7 protein-coding genes and 1 other RNA gene are annotated in these 14,190 nt (G+C 59.1%); 6 read left to right on the top strand and 2 right to left on the bottom strand.

The annotated features are described in order from the left end of the window. Positions 1–178 precede the first annotated feature (178 nt). The 4 genes from ABD837_RS14265 to ABD837_RS14280 all read left to right on the top strand — a co-directional run bounded on the left by ABD837_RS14265 (position 179) and on the right by ABD837_RS14280 (position 5,452). Positions 179–2,761, top strand: a complete 2,583-nt coding sequence (locus ABD837_RS14265; protein WP_345055756.1) for a DUF5916 domain-containing protein — start codon at positions 179–181, stop codon at positions 2,759–2,761. Between the two features lie 181 nt (positions 2,762–2,942). After that, on the top strand, positions 2,943–3,737 hold the full coding sequence (locus tag ABD837_RS14270; protein WP_345055758.1) for a HipA family kinase: 795 nt from the start codon (positions 2,943–2,945) through the stop codon (positions 3,735–3,737). Next, positions 3,724–4,098 carry a DUF3037 domain-containing protein gene (locus tag ABD837_RS14275; RefSeq protein ID WP_345055760.1) on the top strand — a complete coding sequence of 125 codons (375 nt, stop codon included), beginning with the start codon at positions 3,724–3,726 and terminating at the stop codon, positions 4,096–4,098. The genes ABD837_RS14270 and ABD837_RS14275 overlap by 14 nt, the downstream gene beginning before the upstream one ends. A 328-nt stretch (positions 4,099–4,426) precedes the next feature. After that, positions 4,427–5,452, top strand: coding sequence for a redoxin domain-containing protein (locus ABD837_RS14280; protein WP_345055762.1), 1,026 nt, complete (start codon positions 4,427–4,429; stop codon positions 5,450–5,452). A gap of 204 nt (positions 5,453–5,656) precedes the next feature. Here the strand turns inward: ABD837_RS14280 and ABD837_RS14285 are convergent, their stop codons facing one another. Both ABD837_RS14285 and ssrA read right to left on the bottom strand, forming a co-directional pair. Then, a complete protein-coding gene (locus ABD837_RS14285) occupies positions 5,657–7,774 on the bottom strand; it encodes a glycoside hydrolase family 97 protein (RefSeq protein ID WP_345055764.1) in 2,118 nt (705 codons plus the stop codon). Positions 7,775–7,876: 102 nt separating this feature from the next. Then, positions 7,877–8,248, bottom strand: a transfer-messenger RNA (tmRNA) gene (gene ssrA, locus ABD837_RS14290). 297 nt (positions 8,249–8,545) lie between these two features. Between ssrA and ABD837_RS14295 the strand changes: the two genes are divergently transcribed. After that, positions 8,546–10,648 (top strand): DNA polymerase III subunit gamma/tau, encoded by a 2,103-nt coding sequence (locus ABD837_RS14295; protein WP_345055766.1) that lies wholly within the window; start codon positions 8,546–8,548, stop codon positions 10,646–10,648. Between the two features lie 331 nt (positions 10,649–10,979). Then, positions 10,980–14,075 carry a M16 family metallopeptidase gene (locus tag ABD837_RS14300; protein ID WP_345055768.1) on the top strand — a complete coding sequence of 1,032 codons (3,096 nt, stop codon included), beginning with the start codon at positions 10,980–10,982 and terminating at the stop codon, positions 14,073–14,075. Positions 14,076–14,190 lie beyond the last annotated feature (115 nt).

A 14,190-nucleotide genomic window follows, 5' to 3' on the forward strand; every position in this document is an offset into this window, starting at 1 on the left:
GGAGCTGGGGTACCGCCCGCGCTGGTCTGCAAACCGGCCCGGACGGGAGAGGTATGGCCCGGCCGCCTGGTGAGTGTGCGCCGGCCGCATCATGCCCCAGCCCATTGTCCCAGGGCCCTTGTCAGGCAGCAAAAGCCCGCTGGCTAATTCCTGAATCCACCTTTTACAGCCCTTTCCCATGCTACACCCCTTCTTTCTGCGCGCTTGTTTCCTGTTGGTTGGTATGCTGGGGCTAAGCCTTGCGCCGGCCTTGGCCCAAACGCCGGCGGCCCCTGCTGACCCCAAGGCCGCCGCTACGGCCGCACCCAAACGCCAGCTGGTGGCGTTGCGCATCGCGCAGCCTATCAAGCTCGATGGCGTGCTGGACGAGGCCGCCTGGCGCGAGGCCCTGCCGGCCACCGATTTCATCCAGAACCGGCCCAAACCCGGCCCGCACGAAAAGCACCCCACCGAAGTACGCGTGCTCTACGACGATGCCGCGATTTATGTGGGTGCCATCATGCACGACGTGGCCGCCGACTCTATCCCCCGCGAGCTGACGGCGCGCGACAACACCGGCAATTCCGACTTTATTGGCATCTTCCTCGATACCTACCACGACCAGCTCAACGGCTACGCTTTCATCGTGACCAGCAGCGGCGTGCAGCTCGATTCGCGCTACTCGCCGGCCGGCGGCGAAGACTTTAACTGGAACGCCGTGTGGGAAAGCCGCACCACCCTGCGCGGCACCGATTGGGTGGCCGAAATGCGGATTCCGTACTCCGCCATCCGCTTCAGCACGGCCGATGTGCAGCATTGGGGGCTGAACTTTATGCGGCAGCGCAAGCGCGACAACGCCGTGTATTTCTGGAACGAGGTGAAGCCCCAGGTAGACGGTTTCGTGAACCAGTGGGGCGACCTGACGGGCGTGCAGGGCGTGAAGCCGCCGCTACGCCTTTCGCTCACGCCCTACGTGTCGGGCTACGTGAACCACAACCCGCTGAACGCGGAAGGCACCAAGCGCACCACCACCCGTTTCAACGGCGGGGCCGATGTGAAGTGGGGTATTAACGAAAGCTTCACGCTGGATGCTACCCTCGTGCCCGATTTCGGCCAGGTACAGAGCGACAACCAAGTGCTCAACCTCTCGCCCTTCGAGGTGCAGTTCAACGAGAACCGGCCGTTTTTCACGGAAGGCACCGAGCTATTTAACAAGGGCAATCTGTTCTATTCGAGAAGGGTAGGGGCTACGCCAGTGGGCTTTTATGAGGTAAAGAAGGGCACTAACGAAATCATCACGAGCAGCCCCGCCGAAACGCCGCTGCTGAATGCTACCAAAGTGTCGGGACGCACCAGCAAGGGGCTGGGCGTGGGCATTTTCAACGCCCTGAGCAACGACACCTACGCCACCATTCGCAACACCGAAACCGGGCAGGAGCGCCAGGTGCTCACCCAGCCGTTTTCGAACTACAACATCGCCGTGCTCGACCAGAGCCTGAAGAACAACTCCTATCTCAGCCTCATCAACACCAACGTGACGCGGGCCGGCAGCACCTACGACGCCAACGTGACCGGCGGCTTGTTCCGCTTCGCCGACAAGGCCAACCGCTACGCCGTCGACGGGCGCGCCATTTACTCGCGCCGCCGGGGCACCAACTTCGGCAGCACCGACCAAATCGACGACCAGGACGGCTACAAGTACCGCGTGGGCGTAGGCAAAATCTCGGGCAGTTTCACCTGGAACCTGAGCCACTTCATCGAGTCCGATACCTACAACCCGAACGATTTGGGCATCCTGTTTGGCAACAACAACATCACCGAGTCGCTGGATTTGAGCTACGGCAAGTACCAGCCGTTCTGGAAAGTGAATAACCTGTATGTGTTTGGTGCCGTGGCGCATTCGCTGCTCTACAAGCCCACGGTGTACCAGGCGCTCAACTTCTATCTCGGCGCCAATACCACCTTCACCAAAAGCTTCAACCAACTGGGCGTCGACCTGAACGTGGACCCCGTGACGCACGACTTCTACGAGCCGCGCACCGCCACGCTGGGCAACTATTATGTGCGCGTGCCCGAAAACACCCGCTTTGCATTCTTCTTTAACTCTGACTCGCGCAAGCCGGTGGCGTTGAACTGGAACGTCGGCTTTCAGAGCTACGGCCTCGACGACCGGCTGGCCCGCGCCCGCCGCACCGGCTATAGCCTGGGCTTCTACCCGCGCTACCGCGTCAACACCCACCTCACCTTCCGCTACAGCGTGGACTGGAGCCTGCGCCAGAACCAAATCGGCTACGTAAACGGCGGCCTCGATGCGGCCGAACCGCTCGACAAGCCTTTTGCAGGCCAGGTTCTGCTGGGCCGCCGCAATGTGGCCACGGTGGCCAACGTGGCCTCGGTGGCCTACACCTTCACCAACCGCATGTCGTTCACGCTGCGCTTACGCCACTACACCAGCAACGTGCGCTACCTCGATTTCACCACGCTCGGCAAGAACGGCGAGGAGCAATTCGCCGCCTACCAGCGCAACCGCGACAACACGTACAACGCCTTCAATGTGGACGCGGTGTACTCATGGTGGTTCGCGCCCGGCTCGCAAATCAGCGTGGTTTGGAAAAACGCCGGCTCCACGTATTTGCAGGCGAATGAGGCTACGCCGCAGTTTTTCGATAATTTCAACAACACCATCAACACGCCGCACAATAACTCGCTGTCGGTGAAAGTGCTGTACTACCTCGATTACCTCACGTTGCGGAAGGGGAGTGGCCGGGTAGTTACCCGGTAGGGCGCTGGAGCAAATGGGCACAAAGAACGTTATGCAGAGCGCAGCGAAGCGCCTCGCGTGCAGCAGTAAACCCATTCAATTGAGTTACTACCACACGCGAGATGCTTCGCTGCGCTCTGCATGACGTTCTTTGTGGGCGCGGCATTTCCCCTGTTCCCGGCCGTGTCCAACTGCTCCCCTTATGCCGGCAAAGATTGCCCTCGAACTCCGCACCGTGGTGCTCACGCGCTACGTAACGCCGCTCCGCGAGGGCGGCTCGCTGCCGGCCCTGATGGAAGCCGACGACAACTTCCTCTACGTGGTAAAATTTCGCGGCGCGGGCCAGGGCGTGAAAGCGCTGATTGCGGAGCTGATTGTGGGCGAAATAGCCCGCGTGCTGGGCTTGCGCGTGCCTGAGCTGGTATTCTGCGAGCTCGATGAGTCCTTCGGCCGCACCGAGCCCGACGAAGAAATCCAGGACCTGCTGCAAGCCAGTACCGGCCAGAATCTGGCGCTGCACTACCTATCGGGGGCCATTACTTATGATGCACTGGTAACGACTGTGGAGCCCGAGATGGCCTCGCTCATCGTGTGGCTCGATGCCCTAACGCTGAACGTGGACCGCACCGCGCGCAACACCAACATGCTGATGTGGCACAAAGAATTGTGGCTGATTGACCACGGCGCGGCCCTTTACGTGCACCACGCCGGCCCCGAGTGGGCTGCGCCACGCCCACGCCCGTTTCCGCAGATTAAAACCCACGTGCTGCTGCCCCAAGCCACCGAGCTGACCGCCGCCGATGCCCTCGGCCACGCCCGCCTCACGCCCGAAGTCATTCGCAGCATCGTAGCCCTGGTGCCCGACGAGTGGCTAACCCACGCCGCCGGTACGCCCGCCGAGGAGCGCGCCGCCTACGCCGGCTTTCTAGAGAACCGCCTGGCCCAGTCCGCAGCTTTTGTTCAGGAAATCAACGACGCCCGCCATGCACGTATTTGAGTACGCCGTGCTGCGGGTGGTGCCCCGCGTCGAGCGCGAAGAGTTTCTGAACGTAGGCGTGGTGCTGTACTGCCGGGGCCTGGGCTTTTTGCAGGTGCGCTGGCTGCTGCCCGAAGCCCGGCTGAACGCCTTCGCCCCGGCGCTCGAGCAAACCGAAGTAGCCGCCCGCCTGCGCGCATTTGAGCAAATCTGCCAGGGGAAAACGGCTGGCGGCGTCATCGGGCAGCTGGCAGTGGCTGAGCGGTTCCGTTGGCTCACGGCAACGCGTAGCACGGTGGTGCAGTGCTCGCCGCTGCACCCGGGCCGCACCGCCGATGCAGCTGCCACCCTGGAGCGACTGTTTGCAGAATTAGTGAGCTAGCTGTCCTCTCAGAAAATGTGAGGCACGGAATGCCAAGCGAGTTCAATTAAATGGATGAAACAGCATCTCTAAATTGACAATACAGAGGTGGGTATTCCTGCTTGTTCCCGGACAATTCTGGGGATAGTGGGCGTTTACGAAACTCATCCCCTTTGGGCATTTCGTAAACGTTGATTCGTAGACGAGTTTCGTAAACTCGCCCCGCGTTACGCGAGCAGCCTGGCCACTCGGTGTGGGCCCATTCCTGCCGTTTGTTGAAAGGAGCAATATTCTACAGGACAGCACGTTGCTCGGTATGTATTCGAGCCTGTTACTTCCCGAGCCAATAATGACAAATTCTTTCCTCGCCCTTTTACTGCTAGTCCCGGGCTTGTCGCTGGCCCAAAAGCCTTTTACCTATCACATCAGCGGTAAAATTGGCGCGTTGAATGCACCCAACAAAGTCTACTTGAGAAACGAGGAACTGGTCGACTCGGCCACCCTCACCAACGGGGCATTCGAGCTGACAGGAAGTGCCGTACTGCCCACGCGCGCCGACTTGGTGGTGCAGGCTAACGGGTATCATCCGAACGCCGTCATGACCAACGCTACCAGCGTTTTCCTGGAGCCTACCCCGGTCGTTGTCATTAGCGAAGGGAGCTTGCGCGATGCAACGACGACCATTACCGGTGGCCCCCTCACCACCGAACACCAGCAGCTCTACGCAGCGGTGCCGCCCAAAGCCACACCCCAACAGTACGCGCAGGCCTATACCGCCTTCATTAAAACCCACCCCGCTTCCTGGGTGAGCCTGATGGCCTTGTGGGACATGGGAGTCTTTACGAAACGCCAATACGAGGAAGTGGGACCCCTCTACGCCGCTCTTAGCCCCGAACTGAAGAGCAGCCGCCCCGGCCGCATCTACGGGGACCTGGTGCAGGGTTTAAAAGCCACGACCGTGGGCCAGCTGGCGCCAAACTTCACCAAGAAAACACCCGCCGGCAAGTCGGTTTCGCTGGCCGATTACCGGGGCAAGTACGTGCTGCTGGCCTTTTGGCATTCATGCGGTTCCTGCCGTACGGAAAACCCCAACCTCGTGAAAGCCTACCAAGCCTTCAAAAGTCCTAAGTTCGACATTTTGGGGGTGTCGCTCGACACCGAAAATAACCGTGAACGATGGATAAAAGCCATTGACGACGACCACTTGGCCTGGACACAGTTATCAGATTTGGATGGCATGAAAAGGGAAATAGAACGACTGTATGGCTACCCTGGCACCCCGATGAATCTGCTGATTGACCCCAGCGGGAAAATCGTGGCTGCCAACCTGCAAGGCGCCGAACTGCAAGCCGCCCTCAAACGGTTTCTTAAGTGAGCAAGCCAGTTAGGTGACAAAGGCAGCCGCAAAAGTCGGTGTATAGAGGGTAGTAGGTTCATCAAAACGGTGATTTAAACAAGCTGATAAGCTAGAGCCTCAACTGGTGATGCCTGCTACCGGTTTACAAAAAAGCTCCTTGCCAATTAGCAAGGAGCTTTTTCAGAAAAAAGAGAGTGCAGATATCGTGCTCTGTGCCAACCGTTACCGCGCCTCCATCACGCTGATGGCGTAGCCGCCGCCCGGCGCGCAGTACTGTGCCAGCTTGGTCTTGCGCGTCACAGGCATCTTGCGGATGGTGTAGGCCTGCGGGTTCTTCTCGTAATGGGCGTCCTTGGCATCGGCGTAGATGGTAGCCACGTACTTTTTGCCGGGGTCGAGGAAGCTCAGGTTAATGTTCGAGGTGCGGCCGTTTTCATCGCAGGTGCTGCCGATAAACCAGCTGCTCTTGCCCTTGGCCTTACGGGCAATGGTGATGTAATCGCCGGGCTCCGCTTCCAGCACGTGGGTTTCGTCCCAGTCCACGGCCACATCCTTGATGAACTGGAAGGCGTCGAGGTGCTGGTTGTAGTGCTCGGGCAGGTCGGCGGCCATTTGCAGGGGCGAGTACATGGTCACGTACAAGGCCATTTGCCGTACCAGGGTGCTGTGCACGAAAGAATTATTCTTCGGGTTGAGGATGCTGATTTTTGTCTGGAAGATGCCGGGCGTGTAGTCCATCGGCCCGCCGATGAGGCGCGTGAAGGGCAGGATGGTGGTGTGGTCGGCGTTGTTGCCGCCGAAGGACTCGTACTCGGTGCCCCGGGCTGCCTCGTTGCCGATGAGGTTGGGGTAGGTGCGGGCCAGGCCGGTGGGGCGCACGGCCTCGTGACCGTTCACCATGATGTGGTGCGCGGCGGCTTTTTCCAGCACGTAGTTGTAGTGGTTAATCAGCCACTGGTCGTAGTGGTGGTGGCCCAGCGGCACGATGTCGCCCACGTAGCCGGTTTTCACGGCGTTGTAGCCGTACTTGTTCATGAAGGTAAACGCCGAATCCAGGTGCCGCTCGTAGTTGCGTACCGAGCCCGAGGTCTCGTGGTGCATGATGATTTTGACTTTTTTGCTGGCGGCGTACTGCTGCAATTCGGCCACGTTGAAATCGGGGTAGGGCGTCACGAAGTCAAACACGTAGTCCTTGTGCTTGCCGAACCAGTCTTCCCAGCCGGTGTTCCAGCCTTCCACCAGCACCGCGTCGAAGCCGTGTAGCGCGGCGAAGTCGATGTACTCCTTCACGTGGGCCGTGTTGGCACCGTGCGTGCCGTTGGGCTTCACCGTGCGGAAGTCCACCGAGTCGAGCTTGATGTTGTCCATGTTGGTGTACGACCACGTGCTCTTGCCCGTAATCATCTCCCACCACACGCCCACGTACTTCACCGGCTTTATCCAGCTGGTATCCTTGAATTTGGTGGGCTCGTTCAGGTTCAGCACCAGCTTCGATTCCAGAATATCCCCGGCTTTGTCGCTCACAATCACCGTGCGCCAGGGTGAGAGCGCCGGCGTCTGAATCAGGCCTTTATCGCCCACCGCATCGGGCGTGAGGTGTGATTCCAGTACGAAGCTCTTGTCGTCGAGCTCTAGGTTCATGCAGGAGTAGTCAATCAGCGCTGCTTCGTGGATGTTGATGTACAGCCCGTCCTGGCTCTTGAGCATAAGTGGCGTCTGCAGGCCGGTAGGGGAGAAAGTGGTTTGCGAGGCGTTGCCCGTCACGGCCGACTTCATCAGCCCGCGCACTTCTGACAGCTTCGAAGTCATCGTGCTGTACTCCTGCGTATCGTAGTCGCCGGGCAGCCAGAAGGCCTTGTGGTCGCCGGCCAGCGCAAACTGCGTGCGCTCCTCCTTGATGGTGAAGTAATCGAGCTTGGCTTGGCGCGGAAACTCGTAGCGGAAGCCCAGCCCGTCATCAAACACCCGAAACCGCACCCGAATGCTCCGGCCGCTGGCCGCCTGCGCCAGCGTCACGGCTAGCTCGTTGTAGTGGTTGCGAATGGTTTTCACCTCGCCCCACACCGGCGTCCAGCTTTCATCAAACGTGCGCTGCTTGCTCTCCCCCACCGCAAAACCGCTGGTGAGGCTAGGCGCGTTTTTTAGCTCCAGCCCCAGCTTGCTGGTCTTGATGACGTCGCGGCTTTTGTAGGTGAGGCGGTAGGTGGGCACGCCGTCGTTTTGCAGGGCAAAAGTGAGCGTCAGCTGCCCGTTGGGCGACTTGATGGTTTGGGCCTGGGCGTTGTTCCAAAGCAGGACCAGGCAGCAAAGTGCCAGCAGCTGGCGGGTATAGTTCAGCATCGCAGAATGGGGAAATGAAGTGGGAGTAGCGTGTGCAAACGGTTGATTTTGGCCCGGGCTGGAAACCAAAAAACCCCGTTTGCACCAGGCAAACGGGGTTTAAAGTGGAGATGCAGGGATTCGAACCCTGGTCCAGACAAGGAAATCAACGTGCTTTCTACGTGCGTATCTATGCTTGGATTTTCATGGCGGTACAGGCGCACATCAGGCCTTTGCACCGCCCCTAGCTGCAGTTGGGTTTCGCCCCCGAGTCACAGCTCCTCGAAGGCTATTTTCTACTTACGACGCTCCGAACTCCCAGGTGTAGAAACTTACCCGAGCGGAACGATGGCATTACCTAATTCTGAATTAGGCAGCCATGGCGTACGAATAGTCGCCAGTTGATTGTTGATAGATTTTTTGACAGGAGAGCTTCCATCAACTCCTGGCACGCTTACCCGCAATTTGCGCAAGCTGTCAATTCCGGTCATCCCCAAATGGTAAAGAACGAGTCCCGTGGTCGCCTCGAAAGGCCAGACGGGCCGCGAAGGTACGCGGTGAAGTTGAAACGATGCGAAAGGAGGGAGGGTTTCATTTTTAACAGCTGTCATCCTGAGTGCAGCGAAGGACCTTCTCACGGCCGAACGATGCGCAGTAACACGTTTGTTGATGGAAAAACCGGCTGATTTTCTACTATAAACTGTGCCAGCGTGATAAGGTCCTTCGCTGCGCTCAGGATGACAGACGGCTTCCAAAGCCGCCCATTTCTGGGTAACTTTGTAGACAGAACTTATGGATAATTTCGTCGTTTCGGCCCGCAAATACCGTCCTTCCACGTTTCGCAGCGTGGTGGGGCAGCAGCACGTCACCACCACGCTGCAGAATGCCATTCAGAGCCACCACCTGGCCCAGGCGTTCCTGTTTTGCGGCCCGCGCGGCGTAGGCAAAACCACCTGCGCCCGCATCCTGGCCAAAACCATCAACTGCACCAACCTCAGCCCCGAAACTGAGGCCTGCGGTACCTGCGCGTCCTGCGTGGCTTTCCAGGACAATGCCTCGTTCAACGTGCACGAGCTGGATGCGGCATCCAATAACTCGGTCGAAGATATCCGCTCGCTGGTGGAGCAGGTGCGCTACGCCCCGCAGGCCGGCAAGTACAAAATCTACATCATCGACGAGGTGCACATGCTCTCGAACGCGGCCTTCAACGCGTTTCTGAAAACGCTGGAAGAGCCGCCGAGCTACGCCATTTTCATTCTCGCCACCACCGAGCGCCACAAGATTATCCCCACCATCCTGTCGCGCTGCCAGATTTTCGATTTCAGCCGCATCAAGGTAGAAGACATGCGCGGCCACCTGCGCTACGTGGCCACCCAAGAAGGCATCACCGCCGAAGACGATGCCCTGCACCTGCTGGCCCAGAAAGCAGACGGTGGCCTGCGCGACGCCCTGTCGATGTTCGACCAGATGGTGACCTTCGGCGGCAACAACCTCACCTACAAAGAGGTGGTGCAAAACCTGCACATCCTCGACTACGACTATTACTTCCGCCTCGTCGACGGCCTGCTGACCGAAAACCTCTCGGCTGCCCTGCTGCTGCTTGATGAAGTGATGCAGAACGGCTTCGACCTGCACAACTTCGTGGTGGGCACCGCCGAGCACTTGCGCGGCCTGCTGGTCTGCAAAGATGCCGTGACCGTGCAGCTGCTAGAAGTGTCCGAAGGCATCAAGCAGAAGTACGTGCAGCAGGCCCAGGCCGCGCCGTTGGCCTTCCTGCTTTCCGCCCTCAACCTCATCAGCCAGTGCGACCGCGAGTTCAAGCAGGCCAAAAACCAGCGCCTCCACGTCGAGCTGGCCCTGATGAAGCTGGCCTATCTGAACGGAGCCGTGCAGTTCGTCCGCGAGCTTGCTCCCGCCTCCAACGGCGACGCTAAAAAAAAAACTAGTGGCCTGAATGATGGGGGAGACTTCGCGCCAGTAGCAGCAGTTGCGTCCAGCAACGGCAGCAACGGCCATACCCAAGCTGTTCCTTCGGCGGTTATCGCAGCTGCGCCAGTTTCTGCCGCTGCTCCAGCTGCCTCAGCTTCATACGCCGCACCTGCAGCTTATGCTACCGAGTCGCCGGCTGCTCCTTACAATTCTACGCCGCGCTCGGCCGCTGCGGCTGCGCCGCTGCCCATGCCAGCGGGCGCGCCCGTTGCCACCGGCCCCGCTCCGGCCGATGGCCCTGACCCGTTGCCGGTCGAAAACGGGGTGGAGGAGTTGCACGACACGCCCAGCATTGAGGACGACCCGGCTGCCGCAATTACCGAGCGCCACCAAATGCGCGATACGTTGCCGCACGTCGAAATCGGCGTGCCCAGCTTCGAAGGCATTGAGCCAGCCCCGCGTGCTACGCCGCAGGCGGCCTTCGCCAAAATCCCCAGCCTGGCGAGTAAGTTGCCCAGTCTCAAGAACATGAGCGCCCGGGCTGCCGCTTCTTCGTCGGCCGCTGCTTTGGCCGAGCCCGTAGTTACCGGCCCGGTAGCGCCCACCGACCCCGCCATGCTCCAGCGCATCTGGCAGGAGTTGGCCGAAGAGCGCCGCGCTCAGGACCGCATGAGCGAATTCTGGGTCCTGAACCGCCCCATATCGGCCAATGCCGAACACCACATCGAGCTGGCCGTCGATAACCCTATCCAGGTCGACCAGTTCAACGAGATGCGCGTGGAATTCCTCGCCGACCTGCGCCGCCGCACCGGCAACCCCCGCCTCAACGTGCAGCCGGTGGTAACGCAAGCCGCTCCCACGGCCCGCAAGCTCTATACTTCGTCCGATAAGTTCGAGTATCTGGCCGAGCGGTTCCCGGCTCTGCGCGAGGCCAAGCAGCGGCTGGGGTTGGAAAACGAGTTTTAAGCCAGCGCAGCCAAAGCTTTTAGAACGATGTAGAGACGCGACCCTTCGCGTCTCCGGGGCCACGCCGTTGGGTTTCGTTGAGCCGTTGTCGTTCAACGCTGAGACGCAAAGTGTCGCGTCTCTACAATGTTCTTGCAAAACTATTGCTGCTAATTGCCGCGAAAGCAGCTCGGATGCTACTACAAAATAAGGGTTGCACAGAACGAGGCTCCGCAAACGTTTGGGGAGGAAGTGCCCGCGCAATTCAGCGCTTGTCTGAGGACAGAATAACCTTGCAAGATAAGATGAAATTTTGTTTTTTATTCCCCTATCACCCAGCTACCTTTGTTTTTTGAAACCCCTGTTGCACCTGCCCGCGCCCTTCGTGAAAAAGAATTTTCTGCTGTTGATTCCGGCCTTGGTGGTAATAGGATTTGCGACGCAATGTCAATCGAGTAAGCCGGTTGCAACTGCGACGGCTGTGCCCACAGCTACTGCCACTGCTGCCCCGGCAGCTCCCAAAGAATACCGTTACGAATCGGTGGCTGGCGACCCGCTGGGCGTCCGTATTTATAAGCTGGAGAACGGCCTGACCGTTTACCTATCCGACTACAAAGACGCGCCCCGTATCCAGTCGTATCTGGCCGTGCGCGCCGGCTCGAAGAACGACCCAGCCGCGGCTACCGGTCTGGCGCACTACCTCGAACACATGGTGTTCAAGGGCACCTCGCAACTGGGCACGCAGGATTGGGCCAAGGAAAAGGTTGAACTCGACAAGATTGAGGCCCTGTACGAAACGTACCGTGGCCAGCGCAACAACCCTGCCGCTCGCAAGCGCACCTACCACCAGATTGACTCGATTTCGGGCGTGGCCGCCAAGTATGCCGTGCCGAATGAGTACGACAAAGTAATGGGTGCCATCGGGGCGAAAGGCTCCAACGCGCACACCTCGAACGAGGAGACGGTGTACCAGGAAGACATTCCCAGCAACCAGCTGGAGAAGTGGGCCGCCATCCAGGCCGAGCGCCTACGCGAGATGGTGCCGCGCCTGTTCCACACCGAGCTGGAAGCCGTGTACGAGGAGAAAAACCGGGGCCTGGATTCCGACTTCAACAAGGAGTTCGAGGCGCTGAACGGCGCACTCTACCCCACGCACCCCTACGGTACGCAGACGACCATCGGCACGATTGAACACCTGCAAAACCCTTCAATTACCGAGATTAAGAAGTATTTCGGCCAGTACTACGTGCCCAACAACGTGGCGCTGTGCCTGAGCGGTGATTTGGATTTTGACCAGACCATTCGCACCATTGACAAGTATTTCGGCGCGATGCCGAGCAAGCCGGTGCCCGTTTTCAACGCGGCGGTGGAAGCGCCCATTACGGCTCCCATTACCAAGGAAGTGGTTGGGCCGCAGTCGGAGAACGTGATGCTGGGCTACCGCCTGCCGGGCAAGGCTTCGAAAGATGCCGTGCGCCTGCGCATGCTGGATAAAATCCTGACCAACGGCCAGGCCGGCCTCATCGACCTCGACCTGAACCAGCAGCAGAAGGTGCTGGAAGCGGCCTCGTTCACCGACCTCAACGACGACTATTCCACGCACGTCATCTACGGCACGCCGCGCCAGGGGCAAAAGTTGGAAGAAGTGCGTGCGCTGCTGCAAGGCGAGCTGTCCAAGGTGAAAGCCGGCAACTTCCCCGATTGGCTGGTTCCGGCCATCATCAACAACGAGAAGCTGACGCGTACCAAGAGCTACGAAAGCAACGAAGCCCGCGCCAGCGCCATGTATGAGGCCTTTATTGAGCGCATCGACTGGAAGGACTACCTGAAGCAGCAGGATGATTTCGGCACCATCACGAAAGCCGAAATCGTGAAATTTGCTAACGACAACTACGGCCAGAACTTCGTGACCGTATTCAAGCGCACCGGTACTGACCCCAACAAAGTGAAGGTGGTGAAGCCTGCCATTACGCCCGTGCCGGCCAACCGCGACGTGGCTTCGGCCTACTACAAGCAGCTTACGGCCATGCCGAGCACGGAACTGCAGCCGGTGTTTGTTGACTACAAGAAGGACATTCAGGAAACCGCCATCAAGCCCGGCCTGCCGTTGTACTACACGCACAACGCCGAAAACGGCCTGTTCAACCTGTACTACGTGTTCGACCTCGGCAACAACCAGGACCCACGCTGGGGTCTGGCCGCCGACTACCTGCAATACCTCGGGGCTGGGAAGTACACCGCTGCGCAACTGCAGCAAGAGTTCTACAAGCTGGGCTGCTCGTTCAGCGTGAGCAGCGGTGCCGACCGCACCTTCGTCACCCTAAACGGCCTCGACGCCAACCTGGAGCCCGCGCTGAAGCTGTTCGAGCAATTGCTGCACGCGCCCAAGCCCGATGCCGCCGCCCTGAAAAACATGGTGGCCGGCGTGCTCAAGCAGCGCCAGGATGCCAAGCTCGAAAAGCGCGTCATCCTGAACTCGGCGATGGTGAACTACGTGAAGTATGGCTCGAAAAACCCCTTCACGAATATCCTGAGCGAGAAAGAGCTGAAGGCCCTGAAGCCGGAGCAACTCACGGCCCTGATTCAAAAGTTGACTTCGTACCAGCATCGCGTGCTGTATTACGGGCCGCGACCATCTGGATTTGTACAGGCTAGGAATGAAGCGCCTACCATTGACACAGTGCGCACAAACGGCAAGGTGATAATCAATAAGATGCCTGTTCGCAATCTTACCCAAATTCTCCAAGCCAACCACCAGACGCCCGCCAAGCTCACGCCCGCGCCAGCGGCTAAAGACTTCGCCGAGCAACCCCTGAAGGACAAAAAGGTCTATTGGGCTGACTACAACATGGTGCAGGCTGAAATCCTGTTCCTGACCAAGGGGGACCTGTATAGCAAGGACTTGGTGCCGACCGTGGCGCTCTACAACGAGTATTTCGGCGGTGGCATGGGCAGCATCGTGTTTCAGGATTTGCGCGAGAGCAAGGCGCTGGCCTACTCGGCCTACTCCGGCTACACCAACGCCGACAAGCTGGGCCGCTCCAACTACAACCTGAGCTACATCGGCACGCAGAGCGACAAGCTGCCCGAGGCCATGGCCGGCATGGAAGCCCTCCTCACCGACATGCCCGTGGCCGAAGCCAACCTTGAAATCGCCAAAAACGCCATCCGCAACAGCATCAGCACCGAGCGCATCACCAAGGGCAACATCCTGATGAGCTACGAGCGGGCCAAACGCCTCGGCCTCGACTACGACCTGCGCCGCGACGTGTACGCGAGCACCCAAAAAATGACTTTTGATGAATTAAAGAAGTTTCAATTGGCCAAGATTCGCGGACAAAACCAGGTGATTCTGGTTATTGGCTCGAAAGACCGGCTGAACTTCAAGGAGCTGGCCAAGTACGGCCAGGTGCAGCAGCTCACGCTGAAGGAGATTTTCGGATACTGATTTCTAGTTGTCGGTTGTTGGTTGTCAGTTGTCAGGCTGATGGCCCCGCGCCTGGGTGAATGATACCCCGCGCCCCCGGCAACGCTTTCACAAAACTGACAACTGACAACTACTA

It is taken from the genome of Hymenobacter glaciei (genome assembly GCF_039539585.1).
GTDB classification, from domain to species: domain Bacteria; phylum Bacteroidota; class Bacteroidia; order Cytophagales; family Hymenobacteraceae; genus Hymenobacter; species Hymenobacter glaciei.